The sequence below is a fragment of the Mesorhizobium sp. P2_A8 genome, assembly GCF_056404935.1.
Genome location: NZ_JBFUDB010000008.1, coordinates 110,754 through 127,496 on the forward strand (window position 1 = coordinate 110,754; position 16,743 = coordinate 127,496).

Sequence of the window (16,743 nt, forward strand, 5' to 3'; positions counted from 1 at the left end):
GCTCATGCAAATTCGGTTCACCTGAGGCCTCTTGCGCATACCATCCACCCAGGCGCTGCGCGCGCTCGACAGCTTTGCCCGCCACGGCAGCGTCTGGCGCGCCGCCGACGAATTGCATCTGACCCGCAGCGCCGTGAGCCATCAGCTTCGCCTGCTTGAACGCGACCTTGGCTTCGATCTGCTCGAGCGCATCGGCAAGGGCGTGGCCCTGACGCCGCGCGGCCAGCGTTACGCCAGCGACGTGCGCAAGGCGCTGACCGTGCTGGGCGATGCGGTCACCCGCCATGCCGGCACCGGCGTTGGCGGCTCGTTCAGCGTCAGCTGCACGCCGGGCTTTGCCTCGCTGTTCCTGTGTACCCATATCGGCGAGTTCAGGCAGATGTACCCCGATGTGGCGCTTCGCATCCTGACGCCGCGACGGCTGGATGATGTCAGCAACGCCGACGCCGACGCCTTCATCGCCTTCGGCGTTGGCAATTGGCCGAACCGGGCCGCCGAACTGTTGTGCGAGATTTCCTTTACGCCGCTCTGTAGCCCGACGCTCCTCAACAAGGTCGGCGGGTTCTCCAAGCCCGCCGATGTGTTGCGCGCCAATCTCCTGCATCTCGGTGACACCGAGGATTGGGCGCGCTGGCTGGCGCTGTCCAGGGTCGAGAACCCCGACCCGGAAGGCGGTATCTTTTTTTCCGACATGAATCTTGTCTTCTCGGCCGCAATAGCGGGCCAGGGCATGGCCATGGGCGACGAACTGACCAGCGGCAAGGCCCTGGCCGAGGGCAGGCTCGTGCGTCCCTTCGACATTGCGATCAAATCGCCGCGCTCCTACTTCCTCGTTTCCGAACACGCCAAGGCGACGCACCCGGTGCTTGACGCATTTGCCGGATGGCTGCGATCGAAGCTCGCGGAGAGCAATGCCAAGGGCATGGCCGACCACGGGCGCCACAGATTGGACAGATGAATGGAATTTGCCGATCCGGCGAAAACTATTCGGTTGCGGTGAGGCCGCGCGCTGCCTACGATTTCTCTTGGAGTTGAGGAAACAGACAGGATGCAGCAACCCGGCCGGGCCGCAGAGATCAAGGCAATCGGGATCGGCAAGAGCTTCGGCTCGTTCCGTGCGCTGGACAATCTGACGCTCGATATCGGCCGCGGCGAGTTCCTGACCCTGCTCGGGCCGTCCGGTTCGGGCAAGACCACCTTCCTGATGATCCTTGCTGGCTTCGTGCAACCGACCGAGGGCCGGCTTTTCAGCGATGGCGTCGACATCACCGAACGACCGGCCGAACAGCGCGCAGCCGGCATGGTTTTCCAGGGCTACGCGCTGTTTCCGCATATGACCGTCGAAGCCAACATCGCCTTCCCACTCAAGGTGCGCAAGAAATCGGCGGCCGACATCAAGCGCCTTGTCGGCGAGATGATCGAACGCGTCGGCCTCAAGGGCCACGAGAAAAAACTGCCGGCGCAACTTTCAGGCGGTCAGCAGCAGCGCGTCGCGCTCGCCCGTGCGCTGGTGTTCGAGCCGGGCGTGCTTTTGCTCGACGAGCCGTTTTCCGCACTCGACAAGGGCCTGCGCGGTCAGATGCAGGCCGAGATGAAGCGGCTGCACCAGGAGACCGGCACCACCTTCGTCTTCGTTACCCACGACCAGAGCGAGGCACTGGCGCTGTCGTCGCGCGTCGCCATCTTCAATCATGGCAAACTGCTGCAGGTCGGAGCGCCCGACGAGGTCTATGACCGGCCGGACAACCGCTTCGTCGCCGAGTTCCTTGGCGAGATCAACATGCTGCCGCTGAAGGGGGTGCGCCCGGCCGACAATGGCTCGACCGGCCTCTGCGAAGACCGAGCGGTCTCCATGCGCTGCAGGGCTGAGGCGGTGCGCGGCGATGCGATCCTGGCGATCCGGCCTGAATACATGTCGATATCAGGCGAGGCAGTAGCCGGCGAGAACGGCATCGCCGCGACCGCGACCAACTCCACCTATCTCGGCGCGGCAACGCGGCTTGACCTGACGACGCGGCAAGGCGCGAAGGTCACGGTCTCGGTGCCGAACGAGATAGCTGCCGCCGCGCTGAGCAAGGGAAACTCCGTCTGGCTCACCTGGCCGGCGGAAAAGGGTTTCCTCCTTCCGGATGGAGGACAATGACGAACGGTGTGGCGAGACTTCGCGCCACCGCTTTCCGGTACTCTCAACGACAAAAAAGGGGAACTGCCATGACAAATGAGACCAAGAAACAAGCCATCGAGAGCCTGTCCGCCAGGGCAGGTCGCGGCGAGATCTCGCGCCGGCAATTCACGCAGCTGGCAGCAATGGTGCTGGCCGGCACGCCGATGCTGCTGCGCTCGACCGGAGCCTTTGCAGCGGCGAAGGAACTGGTGCTGGTGAACTGGGGCGGCGACGCCATCACCGCCTATGATGCCGCCTATGGCCAGGCATTCACCAAGGAAACCGGCATCACCGTCAAGATGGACGGCTCGGGCCCGACCGAAGGCGCCATCGCCGCGCAGTTCAAGAGCGGCGCGCCGACCTGGGACCTCGTCGACGTCGACCCGTTCTCGGCCATCACGCTCGGCGCGCAGGGCGCACTCGAGCCGATCGACTATGCGGTCGTCGACAAGAAGAAGATGCGCGAAGGCTTTGGCTGGGAATATGCCGCTTCGACCTATTTCTTCTCCTATGTCATCGCCTACGATTCCGAAAAATACGGCAAGGATGCGCCGACCGGCATGGCCGATTTCTTCGATGTGAAGAAATTCCCCGGCAAGCGCTCGCTCTACAAATGGGGCGTGTCGAGCTGGGAGGCCGCGCTGCTGGCCGACGGCATCGCGCCCGCCTCGCTCTACCCGCTCGATCTGAAGCGCGCGCATGACAAGATCGCCGCCTTCAAGGAGAACGTCGTCGCCTATTGGGGCGGCGGTGCCGAAAGCCAGAGCGTGCTGCTCAATGGCGAGGCCTCGATGGCCATCGTCTGGTCGACCCGTGCCTCGCTGATCGAGCAGGATTCCGGCGGCAAGATCAAGTTCATCTGGGACCAGGGCCTGATCTCGCCCGGTGCGCTCGCCGTGCTCAAGGGCAATCCCGGCGGCAAGGACGCGGCGATGAAGTTCATCGCCAGCGCCCAGGACCCGCAAAAGCAGCTGGTCATGTTCGACAAGCTCGGCCAGGGCCCTGCAAACCCGGCCGCCGACGCGCTGATCCCCGCCGACAAGAAGCGCATCAATCCGGTCGACCCCGAGAACATGAAAAAGCAGATCGCGCTCGATATGGACTGGTACGCCAAGAACTACGGGCCAGCGCTCGACGAATACACCAAGATCATCTCCGCCTGATCAAGGCCGGATGACCGGGTCGACATGAGAGCATATCTCTCCGACAGGATGGGCGCGGCGCTGTTGATGGCGCCGCTGCTCCTGTTTCTTGCCCTGGCCTATGCCTGGCCGTTCCTCGGCGTCGTCAAGTGGAGTTTTACGCTGCCGACGCCGGGGCTCGGCCAGTATGATGCGCTGCTCACCGACGATCTGGTGCAGTCGGTGTTCATCCGGACACTGCGCATCGCGGCGGTGGTCACCGTGGTTTCGGTGGCCGCTGCCTATGCCATCACCGTCGTCTGGGTGCGTGGAACCCCGGCACAGCGCATGGTTGCCGAGTTCTGCATTCTCGTTCCCTTCTGGATCTCGGTGCTGACCCGTGCCTTCGGCTGGGTGGCGCTGCTGTCCAATCGCGGTCTGATCAACACCTGGCTGCAGGCGATCGGTTTCATTTCCGAACCGCTGGCGCTGGTGCGTAACGAGTTCGGCGTCATCGTCGGCATGACGCATTTCCTCATTCCCTTCGCCGTCTTTCCGCTGGCGTCCGCCATGCGCAGCCTCGACGACCGCGTGCTGCTGGCCGCGCGCGGGCTCGGCTCCACCCGCATGCGCACCTTCTGGTCGGTCTTCGTGCCGATGACCAGCTCCGGCATCATCGGCGCGGCGCTCATCGTCTTCGTGTTTTCGCTGGGCTTCTTCGTGACGCCGGCGATCCTCGGCGGCGGCCGCAGCGTCATGGTCGCCGAGCTGATCTATCTCAGGATATTCCAGAGCCCGGACTGGGGGCTGGGCGCGGCGATCAGCGTCGTGCTGGTGCTGTTCGTCGGCGCGCTGATGGCGCTCTTGTTCCGTTATGTCAGACCGAAGCAGTTGATCTGATGCCGACCTACCGCCCTGGTCCCGTCTCGCTGATCATCGCCGCCTTCGTGGCGCTGTTCCTGCTGATGCCGCTGCTCGCCGTGATCCCGGTGTCGCTGACACCGAGCCGCATGCTGGCGATGCCATCCGGCGAACTGTCGCTGCGCCATTACCGGGCGCTGATCGAGGATCCGCGCTGGATCGATTCGATCCTGCTCTCGATCCGCATCGGCATCGTCAGCAGCGCCTTTTCCACCGTGCTGGCGCTGTGCTTCAGCCTCGGTGTGTGGATGTTCCAGCCGCGCTTCACCGCGGCACTCGTCGGCTTCGTTCTGCTGCCGATGGTGGTGCCGCCGGTGGTTTCGGCCATCACGCTCTACTTCCTTTTGACCTCGATCTCGGGTTTCAGCTCGTTCTTCGGCTATGACACCTGGCTTGGCGTTGCCATGGCGCATTCGGTGATGACGGTGCCCTTCGCCACCGTGCTGATGCTGGTCTCGCTCAGCCAGCTCGACCGGCGCATCGACCTTGCCGCGCGCGGTCTGGGCGCAACTGTCTGGGAGCGCGCCACCCGGATCATCATGCCCAATATCAAGTTCGGCATCATCACCGCGGCACTTCTCTCCTTTGTCCTGTCCTGGGAAGAAATCGGCGTCACGCTGTTCATTACAAGCGTCAACGCCATCACGCTGCCCAGGCTGATGTGGATGGGCCTGCGCGACAACATCGACCCGGCGATTGCGGCGCTCTCGGTGATCCTGATCATCATCACGGTGCTGGTGCTGGCGCTGCGCAGTTTCGTGGTCAGGCTGCGCCAGGCGAATTAGAGCAATTCCAGGAAAAGTGTGAAACGGTTTTCCGTCGGGAATTGTGTCAAAACAAAGAGATAGAGCGGTTCGCCGTTTCCGGGAAACGGTGGGCCGCTCTAGACAAACCTGACCGAGACGCGGCCAAACCTGCCCAGATCGCCGGTGACTTCGTCACCTGCCTCGACACTTATCGGCGTTACGCAGGTGCCGGTTATCACCACCTGTCCCGGCTGGACTGCTATGCCGAGGCCCGACAGTTCGTTGACGATCCAGGCGAGCGCAATGCGCGGATCGCCCAACACGGCTGCCCCGGTTCCGTCATGCTGCGACTTTCCAGAAACAAAGGCGACAACCGGGTGCTTGGCGAGGTCCACGTCGCGCCAATCATCTTTTGCGGCCTCACCGATGACATACAGGTTGGCGCAGGCATTGTCGGCTATGAGCTGCGGCGCGCCTACCGCGCAGAAATCGTCATATCGCGAGTCCGGTATTTCGATCGCGGGGTGCAAGGTCTCTACGGCATCCATCACGTCACCGATTGCATAGGGTTCCGGGCGAGGCGGCAATCGGCGGCCGAAGCGGAAAGCGAATTCGATCTCGGCCACACGCATCTTGCTCGTCGCCAGCGAAACGGCCCCGCCAACCTCGACCGCTTTTTCGGCGAGGAGACGCCCGGCCATCGGGCCGTCGACATTGATGTGCCTTTGTCCGGCCAGACTGGTTGCGGCAATCTTCCAGCCGAAGAGCGGAGCCACCGAACGATCCATCACATGCGACTGGATGGCGTAACCTTCGGTCCGCGTTTGTGGCCGCAATTCTTGGGGTATGGCGTCGAGACGAGTGCCGTTGTCCCAATGGCTTACCAACAAACGCGACGCGGCCCTGGCCTTTTCTGGATCGAGCATCATTACTCCGGAAATCAAGGAAAACGCCCCGCTGCTTGGCGCCGCGTGGAGCAAAAGCGGGCAAGGAACCCCGTCCATACGGAGGCAAGGTTAGGTGAGCGGGAATCGAAAGTCCACGTTCACACTCGGCTTGCCAGGCATCTGGCCAGCCCGTCCTCTCTCAGATCGCCGTGCGTCATCACCTTGGCGCCGGCGCTTGCGTTGCGCAGCTTCGTGCGGATACGCTGCGAGCGAATTATAGTGCGCAAGATGCTGTTCGAGGCGTGGCAGGCGAGGGAACGACATATGACCGCATCCGGCGACTTGCTGCAGGCATTGTTCCTGCGATTGAGAAGCGATGCATCGCTGTCGGCGCTGCTGGGCGGCGCTGGGCTGCTCGAACATGCGGCCGACAATGCCGCCTTTCCCCACGTAACCTGCGGCCAGACCAGCGCCTTCGACTGGGACACCGGGGTCCAGAACGATGCCGATCAGCTGGTCACGCTGCATGTCTGGTCGAAGACCCATGACGAGGCCGAAACGCGTGCCATCATGGACAGCATCAAGGCGCGCCTCGCCGACTCGGTGCTGATCATCGGCCCGCGTGGACAGACACGCCTCGTGCTGGAATTCGCCGAGGCTCGCTATGACGAGGACCTGCTCGTGCATCACGGCTTGCTGCGGTTTCGCGCCATAACGCAGGAAAATGACTGATGCGCTTTCAATATGGTCCAAACGGGGTCTAGACTGATGCTTCCGGGATTTCGCCGTGTGGGCGGCGAAATCCGATCGGTTGTCTCGCGTTACAGGGGTAGCGGACATGGTCTTGGCGGCGTTCACTGTTCATTTCACGTTCAGCACCGATGCGTTACAACGCCGAGCATGAAAACGCTTCGCTCCCACTTCCGAACCGCGACACTGGCGCTCTGTGCTGCCGGCCTGTTTGCGTCGCAGGCGATGGCGACACCGGTCATTGCCCCGGACCAGGCCCGCCCGGTCGTATTGGTGGCGTCCGATTGCTACGCCATCGGCCAGCAGGTGGCCGAGCAGAATGGCGGAACGCTGGCCAAGGCCTCGCAATCGACGCGCGGAGGCCAGCCGGTTTGCGTCATCGTCGTGCTCGTGCCGGGCAAGGATGGGCAGCGTCCGCGCCGTTCCGAAATCATCGTTCCGCAGAACTGACCCAATCTTTCATCTTAAAGGCCTTCGTTTCCCAGGCCGCCGGAATCGGCCTATATCTGCCCCAGCTCTTCAACAGGTATCGATCTCCGCATGCGCGTACTCGTCGTCGAGGATGACAAGGATCTCAACCGGCAGATATCGGACGCGCTGGTCGACGCCGGCTATGTCGTCGACCGCGCCTTCGATGGCGAGGAGGGCCATTTCCTCGGCGACACCGAACCCTACGACGCCGTCGTGCTCGACATCGGCCTGCCGCAGATGGACGGTATCAGCGTCGTCGAGCGCTGGCGTCGCGGCGGCCGCAAGATGCCGGTGCTGATCCTGACGGCGCGCGACCGCTGGAGCGACAAGGTCTCCGGCATCGACGCCGGCGCCGACGACTATGTCACCAAGCCGTTCCACATCGAGGAGGTGCTGGCGAGGCTCAGGGCCCTGATCCGGCGTGCCGCCGGCCATGCCTCGTCCGAGCTGACCTGCGGGCCGCTGCGCCTCGACACCAAGGCCTCGAAGGCCGATGTCGACGGCGTGCCGCTCAAGCTGACCTCGCACGAATTCCGCCTGCTGGCCTATCTGATGCACCATATGGGCGAGGTCGTCTCGCGGACCGAACTGGTCGAACATCTCTACGATCAGGATTTCGACCGCGATTCCAACACCATCGAGGTCTTTGTCGGGCGGCTGCGCAAGAAAATGGGCATCGACATGATCGAAACCGTGCGCGGCATGGGCTACCGCATGCGCGAGCCGGAGGCGTAACTCGGAACCGCTCAAACAAACCGCAAGGACGCCGCTGTCGCTGCGTTTGTGGCCGCGTTCGCTGACGTTCCGCGTGATCGCCTTTTCCACGGTGTGGGCGATCGTGACCCTTGTCATCATCTTCACACTGATCACCACGCTCTACCGCCAGGCCAGCGAGCGCGGCTTCGACAGCCTGCTTTCGGCGCATCTGTTCAACCTGATCGGCTCCATCGGCATTTCCGACAGCGGTGCGCTCACGGGTGCTCCCGATCTCGGCGACCTCCGGTTCTCGGAGCCGAATTCGGGCTGGTATTGGTCGGTTGAGCCCGCCTCGGAAGACGTGCACGGAGATCTTCATTCGTCGTCGATGACCAAGACGATCCCGTCGCCGAGCGTTGCCGATGTGCCTTTCAACTCCAGCTTCCAGCGCAGCTATCCGACCGTAGGCATTGACGGCGAGCAGCTCGAAGTGTTCGAGAGCGAATTCGTTCTCGACTCCAAGAACCGCGCCGCGCGCTTCCGCGTCATGGGCAACCAGAGCGAACTCGAACAGGAAATCTCGACCTTCCAGCGCCGGCTGGTGACTTATCTCAGCCTGTTCGGCGTCGGCATGATCGCCATCAACGCGATCGCCATCCTGCTCGGCCTGCAGCCGCTGCGCCGGGTCAGGAACGCACTTGCCATGGTGCGCGAGGGCACCGCGCACAGGCTCGATGGTCGGTTCCCGGCCGAGATCGAACCGCTTGCCAACGAAACCAATGCGTTGATCGAAAACAACCGGCGCATCGTCGAGCGGTCGCGAACCCAGGTCGGCAATCTCGCCCATTCGCTGAAGACGCCGCTGGCGGTGCTGCTCAACGAGGGCCGGGCGCTTGGCGGCGCCAAAGGGCAGCTGATTGCCGAACAGGCCGCTTCCATGCAGAAGCAGGTCGAGCACTATCTGCAGCGCGCCCGTGTCGCGGCGCAACGCGACAGCGTCGTCTACCGCACGCCGGTGACGCCGCTGGTGCAACGCATGGTGCGGGTTTTGCAGAAGCTCAACCCGCAGACCAACCTGTCGCTGACCCTGCCGGCCACCGAGGTCGTCTTCGCCGGCGAGCGCGAAGATCTCGAGGAGTTGCTGGGCAATCTGCTCGAAAACGCGATGAAATGGGCCAGGAGCGCGGTGCTGGTGTCGGTCGTGCCTTTGACCGGCAAGGACGACACGTCCAGCCTGTTTGAGATCAGCATCGAGGATGACGGCCCGGGCATTCCTGAGGACAAGGCGCGCGAGGCGATGAAGCGCGGGCGGCGGCTGGACGAGACGAAGCCCGGAACAGGTCTGGGGCTGGCCATTGTCGCCGACCTCGTCAACGAGTATGGAGGCGTCCTGGCACTCGAACGGTCCGGCATGGGCGGATTGAAGGCGGTGGTGCGATTGCGGAGCCTTCAATGATGCTTTCCGGGGGCCAATCGACATCGATGGACGGGGCATGTTATGGCGGCATGTCGATTGGTCATGGATCGGCCGGCTGCGGCCAAATTTCCGACAAATATCAATACTATGGCCACACCCACTTCTCCGATGACGCGGCCCCCGGCTCATCCATGGCAGGCTCCAACTCAAGAAAACCGGTTGTTGGCATGAAGATTCGCGTCGCACTTGTTTCCGCATTGCTGGCCGTCTCCGGCTGCACCACCTTGAGCAGCAAGGGTCCCACCGTCGCCCCGACACCGGCCTCGACGCCTCCTTCGAGCGGCAAGGTCACGACGACGATCATCTCGGCGATGGACGGCGGCTTGGTCGGCGGCTCGATCGGCAACGGCCTGAGCGAGACCGAGAAGCGCAGTGCGCTCGAGGCGGAATACAAGGCGCTCGAATACACGACCAGTGGCCAGAAGGTGGCATGGAAGGGCGAGCAGGCTTCGCATTATGGCGAGGTGGTTCCGGGCCAGCCCTACCGCGTCGGCTCGCAGGACTGCCGCCAATATACGCAGACGGTGTTTACAGGCGGAGCCGGAGTGACGGCGCGCGGAACCGCCTGCCGCAACGGCGACGGCAGCTGGACGCCGCTGACCTGACAATCGACCGGGTTCGGCCGGTATCCGGCCGGTTGATGTCGATCAAGGACATGCGGCGCGCCTGCCGTCAAAGCGTCGCAGGACACTTGTGTTGGCACGGCAGGGCTCTGCCGTTATTGGAAGAACCATGCTGTTCTGGGTTATAGCCGCAATTCTCACGCTGGGTGCAAGCCTGGCGGTGCTGCTGCCGCTGGCCGCCAGCTCGAAGAGTGCGTCGTCGGCTGGCGATCACGATCTGGAAGTCTATCGCGATCAGTTGTCCGAACTCGACCGCGACGCCGCACGTGGCTTGATCCAGCCGGCGGAAGCGACCGAGGCCCGCGCCGAGATCGCTCGTCGTATCCTTCGCCTCGACAATGCGGCAGCGGCCGGCAAGGCCTCCGTCAGACAGGCGTCGGTCGCGGCAAGGCTGGTGGCAACCGCGGCCGTGCTCGCGGTACCGCTTGTCAGCTGGGGTCTCTACAGCCAGCTCGGCTCTCCCGAGCTGCCGTCGCAGCCGCTCAGTGAGCGGCTGGCCAGGAATCCGGCCGACAGTTCGGTGGACGAATTGGTGGCGCGGGCCGAAGCCCATCTTGCCGCCAATCCTTCCGACGGCAGGGGATGGGATGTGCTCGCACCCGTCTATCTGCGCATGCAGCGCTTTTCCGATGCGGCAGCGGCCTATCGCAATGCCATTCGCCTCGATGGCGACAGCGCGATCCGCCGGGCCGGTCTTGGCGAGGCGATCGCCAATGCGGCAGGCGGCATTGTCTCGGCCGATGCCCAGGATGCTTTCGAGGCGGCCTTGAAGCTCGATCCGGCCAATGCCAAAGCCAGCTTCTACCTGGCCATGGCGCTGGCGCAGGAAGGCCGCGCCAAGGATGCGGTCGCGGCCTGGCAGGCGATGCAGGGCAAGCTGCCGCCGGATTCGCCATGGCGCGGAGCGGTCGAGCAGGCGCTGGCCAAATCCGGCAGCCCCGAAGTCGCTTCCGGCAGCGCCACCAACGGTCCCGGTGCCGGCGATGTCGACGCCGCATCCTCGATGTCTCCCACGGACAGGGAGGCCATGATCAACACCATGGTCGCCGGCCTCGACGACAAATTGCGGCAAAATCCGCGCGACCCGGAAGGATGGATGCGGCTCGTTCGTTCCTATCTCGTGCTGGGCAAGGCCGACCAGGCGCGGGACGCGCTGGGTCGCGCTATAGCCGTCTTTGGAGCCGACAGTGACGAAGCCAAGAAATTCACCGCCTTTGCCGCCTCGCTTGGCCTGACGGCGACGGAGTAGACCTTGATATGACGCGCAAGCAGAAACGACTGTCGGTGATCGCGGGCGGTCTGGCCTTCCTGGGCGCCGCCACCGGGCTGACCTTTTACGCGCTCGGCCAGAAGGCGTCCTATTTCTACATGCCGGCCGACCTCACCACCGCCAGCGTCCAGCCCGGCCAGCGCATCAGGCTGGGCGGACTGGTCGAAAAAGGCACCATCCAGCGCGGGCAGGGGACGACAGTCGCCTTTTCGGTCACCGACACGCACAAATCGATCAAGGTCACCTATACCGGCATCCTGCCGGACCTTTTCCGCGAAGAGCAGGGCGTCATCACCGAAGGCACCTTTGGCCCGGACGGCACCTTCGTTGCCGACAGTGTGCTGGCCAAGCATGATGAGCGCTACATGCCCAAGGAGGTGGCCGACGGATTGAAGGCCAAGGGCGTCTGGCAGGAGAGCAAGAGTGAATAAGGGGCGCAACCGTGGTTGAAACCGGACATTTTGCCCTGGTCCTGGCGTTTGCGCTTTCGCTGGTGCAGACAATCGTGCCGCTGTTTGGCGCGCGCCTGAACAACCAGCGCCTGATGGCGGTCGGCGGCCCGGTCGCGGTGACCGGCTTTGCCTTGACCGCGCTGTCCTTCGCAGCACTTGCGAGCGCCTATGCAAGCTCCGACTTCTCGGTGGCGAGTGTGTGGGAAAACTCGCATTCGCTGCAACCGTTGATCTACAAGATCACCGGAACCTGGGGCAATCACGAAGGCTCGATGCTGCTCTGGGTGCTGATCCTGACCTTCTTCGGTGCGCTTGTCGCCGCTTTCGGGTCGAACCTGCCGGCAACGCTGCGCGCCAATGTGCTTGCCGTGCAAGGCGCGATCGGCGCCGCCTTCTTCCTGTTCATCCTGGCGACGTCCAATCCGTTCATCCGGCTCAATCCGGCGCCGATCGAAGGCCGTGATCTCAACCCGATCCTGCAGGACCTCGGCCTCGCCATTCACCCGCCGTTTCTCTATCTCGGCTATGTCGGCTTCTCGATCTGTTTTTCCTTTTCGGTCGCGGCCCTCATCGAAGGGCGCATCGATGCGTCCTGGGCGCGCTGGGTGCGGCCGTGGACACTGGTCGCCTGGATGTTCCTGACCGGCGGCATCGCCATGGGATCGTACTGGGCCTATTACGAGCTCGGCTGGGGCGGTTTCTGGTTCTGGGACCCGGTCGAAAACGCCTCCTTCATGCCGTGGCTGGCGGGCACCGCACTGCTGCATTCGGCCATCGTCATGGAAAAGCGCTCGGCGCTGAAGATCTGGACGCTGCTGCTCGCCATCCTGACCTTTTCGCTGTCGCTGCTCGGCACCTTCCTGGTGCGCTCCGGCGTGTTGACCTCCGTCCACGCCTTCGCCACCGACCCGACGCGCGGCGTCTTCATCCTATGCATCCTGACGCTGTTCATCGGCGGCTCCCTGACGCTGTTTGCGCTGCGCGCTTCCCGGCTGACGGCCGGTGGCCTGTTCCATCCGATTTCGCGCGAAGGCGCGCTCGTTCTCAACAATCTGTTCCTGACCACCGCGACCGCGACCGTGCTCGTCGGCACGCTCTATCCGCTTGCCGTCGAAGCCTTTTCCGCCGACAAGATTTCGGTCGGCGCGCCATTCTTCAACCTGACGTTCGGACCGCTGATGGTGCCGCTGCTGGTGATGGTTCCGTTCGGGCCACTGCTGGCCTGGAAGCGCGGCGATGTCTTCGCCGTTGCGCAGCGCCTCATGGTGGCGTTCGCCGCCGCCCTTCTGGCGACGCTGGTCACCGCTTTGTTCATCGACGGCGCCTCGGTGTTCGCGGCCTTGGGGGTTGGCCTCGCCGTCTGGCTGATGCTTGGCGCGGTCACCGATCTCGCGGTCAAGTCAGGCTTCGGCAACGTTGCGGCCGGGACCATGGTCAGGCGCTTGCTCGGCTTGCCGCGCTCGGTTTTCGGCACTGCCTTCGCTCACCTTGGCCTCGGTCTGACCACGCTCGGCATCGTCGGCACGCTTTGCTTCGGCACCGAAAAGATCCTGTCGATGCACGCCGGCGAGACCGTCGAACTGTCCGGCCACACGCTGCGTTTCGTCGGGCTCTATCCTGCCCAGGGTCCGAACTACAGCGAGGACCGTGGCCGCTTCGAGTTGATCGGCGTCAGCGGCAGCGCTATTGGCGAAATCGACTCCGCCAAGCGTTTCTATCCGGTGCGGCAGATGACGACGACGGAGTCCGGCATCAGGACGATCGGCCTCTCCCAGCTCTACATCTCGCTCGGCGACGAGGGCAATGATGGATCGGTCGTGGTGCGTCTGTGGTGGAAGCCGCTGGTGACGTTGATATGGGGCGGCGGCCTGATGATGATGGCGGGCGCGGCCATGTCGTTGATGGACAGGCGCCTGCGTGTCGGCGCGCCGTCGCGCCGGCGCAAGCAGGCGAGCGCCGTGCAGTCCGCGGGCCTGCCATGAGCGCACGGCTTTCGCTGACCTCGATCGTACTGCTGCTGGCGCTGCTCATCGCCGGCGCGGCACACGCCGTGAAGCCCGACGAGATGCTGGCCGATCCGGCGCTCGAGGCGAGGGCCCGGGCGCTGTCGGAAGGCCTGCGCTGCATGGTCTGCCAGAATCAGTCGATCGACGAATCCGACGCCGATCTCGCCCGCGACCTGCGCATCCTTGTGCGCCAACGCCTCGTTGCCGGCGATACCGATCAGCAGGTGATGGATTATGTCGTGTCGCGTTACGGCGAGTTCGTGCTGTTGAAGCCGCGCTTCGAGCTGCGCAACGCCTTGCTGTGGGGCACACCTGTCGTCCTGCTGCTCGTTGGCGGGATTTTCATTGTGATGACCGCGCGATCGCGCCGCACCCTGGCAACAAAATCCCTGTCCGCCGAAGAACAGGCATCGTTGGACGCCATTTTGCGCCGCGACTGACGGCGACAGTCACCCCAAACATTACCAAAGTTTCATGTGTCGGAAATGGCGCCGTAATGTGCGCCTCTCTAATTCTCTTTTCCCGAGGATGCCGACTAAACGCGTCCATTTGAAAGAGGATAAGAGATCGATGAATATTGCCCCCAATTCATATTCCGTCACCCGCAAGCGTCTCATGGCTGCCGTCGCGTCCATCGCAGTTGCCGGTGCGATCGGCGTTGGCGCGCTGACGACAGGAACAGGGCCTGTTCTGGCCGATGCCGTGCGTGTCGAGGCACCGCAGGTGCCGGGCTTCGCCGATGTCGTCGAGCGCGTTTCTCCCGCCGTCGTCAGCGTCAAGGTCAAGGCCAAGATCAGCCCGGCGGCGGACGACGGTTCCGACCAGTCCGACGATCCGGACGGCATGAACAACCTGCCCGACAATCCGCAGCTGCGGCGCTTCTTCAAGGAATTCCGTGGCTTTGGTGACCAGAACGGCCAGGGCGGCGGTAATCGCCGCTTCAGCCACCGCGACCACAACAACGACCAGCCGCGGCCGGTGGCGCAGGGTTCAGGCTTCTTCATCTCCGATGACGGCTATCTCGTCACCAACAACCACGTCGTCGAGGAAGGCTCGGCTTTCACGGTGGTGATGAATGACGGCAAGGAACTCGACGCCAAGCTGATTGGCACCGACCCGCGCACCGATCTCGCCGTGCTCAAGGTCGACGGCGTCGGCAAGTTCACCTATGTCGATTTCGCGGATGACTCCAAGGTCCGCGTCGGCGACTGGGTGGTGGCCGTCGGCAATCCGTTCGGCCTTGGTGGCACGGTCACGGCAGGCATCGTCTCGGCCCGTGGCCGCGACATTGGCGCTGGCCCCTATGACGACTTCATCCAGATCGACGCCTCGGTCAATCGCGGCAATTCGGGTGGCCCGACCTTCAATCTCAACGGTCAGGTCGTCGGCATCAACACCGCGATCTTCTCGCCTTCCGGCGGCAGCGTCGGCATCGCCTTCGACATTCCCGCTTCGACCGCCAAGCAGGTGGTGCAGGATCTGATGAAGAGCGGTTCCGTACAGCGCGGCTGGCTCGGTGTCGAAATCCAGCCGGTTACCTCCGACATCGCCGAATCGCTGGGTCTGAAGTCGCAGAATGGGGCTCTGGTTTCGAGCGCCCAGGACGATGGTCCGGGAAAGAAGGCCGGCATTACCGCTGGTGACGTGATCACTCAGGTCGATGGCAAGGATGTTGCTTCGCCGAAGGAACTGGCCCGGCTGATCGGCGCCTACTCGCCTGGCAAGTCGGTCGACGTCACCGTGTGGCGCGACGGCAAGAGCCAGGCGGTCAAGGTCGATCTCGGCAAACTTCCCTCGAGCGACAAGCAGGCATCAGTCGACCAGCAGCAGCCCGCCGCTCCGGCCAAGCCCGACTCGCTGGCCGATCTCGGCCTGACCGTCACCAAGTCGGAAAACGGCAAGGGGCTGGTTGTGACCGATGTCGATCCCGACAGCGATGCCGCCGACCGCGGCATCCAGCCGGGCGATGTCATCACCGCCGTCAATTCGGCCGAAGTGAACGGCACCGACGACGTCACCAAGGCGATGACGGAAGCGGTGAAGGCCGGACGCAAGGCGGTGCTGATGCAGATCACCCGCGACGACAACAATCGTTTCGTCGCGCTGCCCGTCGCCAAGGGCTGAGGTACGGCTCCGGAGCGTTCTTGCCTCTCCAGGCGGACGGGACGCTCCGGCGGCAGGTTCGACTTTTCCAGTGCGGCGATTTCAAACACCCCCGAGCCGCCGCACGGGAAAGCAAGGAGGAGCGCGCGTTAGTCAGTCATCGTGCTCTCCCCCGGCGGCAGCGGGCTTCCCATCGCCCGCTGCCGCACACGCAGGCATGTCATCAAACAGCGTTTGAGCGGTCTTGGCGCAACGACATCGGGGACAAGGACTTTATCGCGCACGCTTTCGGATGATCTTGACCGCGATGCGCTTTGGCAAAGGCCACAATGCAGATGTCTGCCACTCAACCTTCCAGCGAAATCGCGTATAACAGTCCTATGAAGATTCTCGTCATAGAAGACGACCGCGAGGCTGCGGATTACTTGCAGAAAGCCTTCACCGAGGCCGGCCACACCGCGCATGTCGCCGGTGACGGCGAAACCGGCTTCGCGCTCGCCGATGCCGGCGATTACGACGTGATGGTCATCGACCGGATGATGCCGCGCCGCGACGGCCTGTCGGTGATCGCTGGTCTCAGGTCCAGGGGCAACACGACGCCGGTGCTGATCCTGTCGGCCCTCGGCGAGGTCGACGACCGGGTCACCGGCCTGCGCGCCGGTGGCGACGATTATCTGACCAAGCCTTATGCCTTCTCCGAACTTTTGGCTCGGGTCGAGGTGCTGAACCGGCGCGCCAGCGCCAAGGAAGCGGAAACCGTCTACCGCGTCGGCGATCTCGAACTCGACAGGCTGTCGCATTCGGTCCGCCGCGCGGCGCGCGAGATCACGCTGCAGCCGCGTGAATTCCGCCTGCTGGAGTATCTGATGCGCCATGCCGGCCAGGTGGTGACGCGCACCATGCTGCTGGAAAATGTCTGGGACTACCATTTCGATCCGCAGACCAATGTCATCGACGTCCATGTTTCGCGGCTGCGCGGCAAGATCGAGAAGGGCTTCGACAAGTCCATCCTGCACACGGTTCGCGGCGCTGGCTATATGCTGAAGAGCGGCTAGC

General features: G+C 63.7%; 17 protein-coding genes. 16 read left to right on the forward strand and 1 reads right to left on the reverse strand.

The window, feature by feature from the left end; genetic code table 11:
* The first annotated feature begins 31 nt into the window (after positions 1-31).
* The 5 genes from AC1D10_RS23335 (at position 32) to AC1D10_RS23355 (ending at position 4,991) form a co-directional block, all read left to right on the forward strand.
* Complete coding sequence (locus AC1D10_RS23335) at positions 32-958, forward strand: LysR substrate-binding domain-containing protein (RefSeq protein WP_477276008.1); 927 nt, start codon at positions 32-34, stop codon at positions 956-958.
* A gap of 90 nt (positions 959-1,048) precedes the next feature.
* Positions 1,049-2,143 (forward strand): ABC transporter ATP-binding protein, encoded by a 1,095-nt coding sequence (locus tag AC1D10_RS23340; protein ID WP_477276010.1) that lies wholly within the window; start codon positions 1,049-1,051, stop codon positions 2,141-2,143.
* Positions 2,144-2,211: 68 nt separating this feature from the next.
* Positions 2,212-3,327, forward strand: coding sequence for an ABC transporter substrate-binding protein (locus tag AC1D10_RS23345; protein WP_477276012.1), 1,116 nt, complete (start codon positions 2,212-2,214; stop codon positions 3,325-3,327).
* Between the two features lie 24 nt (positions 3,328-3,351).
* On the forward strand, positions 3,352-4,185 hold the full coding sequence (locus AC1D10_RS23350) for an ABC transporter permease (RefSeq protein ID WP_477276014.1): 834 nt from the start codon (positions 3,352-3,354) through the stop codon (positions 4,183-4,185).
* Positions 4,185-4,991 carry an ABC transporter permease gene (locus AC1D10_RS23355; RefSeq protein WP_477276016.1) on the forward strand — a complete coding sequence of 269 codons (807 nt, stop codon included), beginning with the start codon at positions 4,185-4,187 and terminating at the stop codon, positions 4,989-4,991. The genes AC1D10_RS23350 and AC1D10_RS23355 overlap by 1 nt, the downstream gene beginning before the upstream one ends.
* Positions 4,992-5,089: 98 nt before the next feature.
* Here the strand turns inward: AC1D10_RS23355 and AC1D10_RS23360 are convergent, their stop codons facing one another.
* A complete protein-coding gene (locus AC1D10_RS23360) occupies positions 5,090-5,878 on the reverse strand; it encodes a 2-keto-4-pentenoate hydratase (RefSeq protein WP_477276018.1) in 789 nt (262 codons plus the stop codon).
* 285 nt (positions 5,879-6,163) lie between these two features.
* On the opposite strand from AC1D10_RS23360, the gene AC1D10_RS23365 reads away from it, so the two are divergent.
* The 11 genes from AC1D10_RS23365 (at position 6,164) to AC1D10_RS23415 (ending at position 16,742) form a co-directional block, all read left to right on the forward strand.
* Positions 6,164-6,571, forward strand: coding sequence for a DUF3168 domain-containing protein (locus AC1D10_RS23365; RefSeq protein ID WP_477276020.1), 408 nt, complete (start codon positions 6,164-6,166; stop codon positions 6,569-6,571).
* A gap of 168 nt (positions 6,572-6,739) precedes the next feature.
* Complete coding sequence (locus AC1D10_RS23370) at positions 6,740-7,039, forward strand: hypothetical protein (protein WP_477276022.1); 300 nt, start codon at positions 6,740-6,742, stop codon at positions 7,037-7,039.
* 90 nt (positions 7,040-7,129) lie between these two features.
* Positions 7,130-7,795 carry a response regulator transcription factor gene (locus AC1D10_RS23375; RefSeq protein WP_023812809.1) on the forward strand — a complete coding sequence of 222 codons (666 nt, stop codon included), beginning with the start codon at positions 7,130-7,132 and terminating at the stop codon, positions 7,793-7,795.
* A 40-nt stretch (positions 7,796-7,835) separates the two neighbouring features.
* Entirely contained in the window at positions 7,836-9,212 is a 1,377-nt protein-coding gene (locus tag AC1D10_RS23380) for an ATP-binding protein (protein WP_477276625.1), read from the forward strand.
* Positions 9,213-9,400: 188 nt separating this feature from the next.
* Positions 9,401-9,838 (forward strand): hypothetical protein, encoded by a 438-nt coding sequence (locus tag AC1D10_RS23385; RefSeq protein WP_477276024.1) that lies wholly within the window; start codon positions 9,401-9,403, stop codon positions 9,836-9,838.
* 127 nt (positions 9,839-9,965) lie between these two features.
* Positions 9,966-11,105: a c-type cytochrome biogenesis protein CcmI gene (ccmI, locus tag AC1D10_RS23390; protein ID WP_477276026.1), complete on the forward strand. Its 1,140-nt coding sequence runs from the start codon at positions 9,966-9,968 to the stop codon at positions 11,103-11,105.
* A gap of 8 nt (positions 11,106-11,113) precedes the next feature.
* Entirely contained in the window at positions 11,114-11,557 is a 444-nt protein-coding gene (gene ccmE, locus AC1D10_RS23395; protein ID WP_477276028.1) for a cytochrome c maturation protein CcmE, read from the forward strand.
* An 11-nt stretch (positions 11,558-11,568) separates the two neighbouring features.
* Complete coding sequence (locus AC1D10_RS23400; protein WP_477276030.1) at positions 11,569-13,560, forward strand: heme lyase CcmF/NrfE family subunit; 1,992 nt, start codon at positions 11,569-11,571, stop codon at positions 13,558-13,560.
* Positions 13,557-14,024 carry a cytochrome c-type biogenesis protein gene (locus AC1D10_RS23405; protein ID WP_477276032.1) on the forward strand — a complete coding sequence of 156 codons (468 nt, stop codon included), beginning with the start codon at positions 13,557-13,559 and terminating at the stop codon, positions 14,022-14,024. The genes AC1D10_RS23400 and AC1D10_RS23405 overlap by 4 nt, the downstream gene beginning before the upstream one ends.
* A gap of 130 nt (positions 14,025-14,154) precedes the next feature.
* Positions 14,155-15,708 (forward strand): Do family serine endopeptidase, encoded by a 1,554-nt coding sequence (locus AC1D10_RS23410; protein WP_477276034.1) that lies wholly within the window; start codon positions 14,155-14,157, stop codon positions 15,706-15,708.
* Between the two features lie 359 nt (positions 15,709-16,067).
* Positions 16,068-16,742: a response regulator transcription factor gene (locus tag AC1D10_RS23415; RefSeq protein WP_379106045.1), complete on the forward strand. Its 675-nt coding sequence runs from the start codon at positions 16,068-16,070 to the stop codon at positions 16,740-16,742.
* Position 16,743 lies beyond the last annotated feature (1 nt).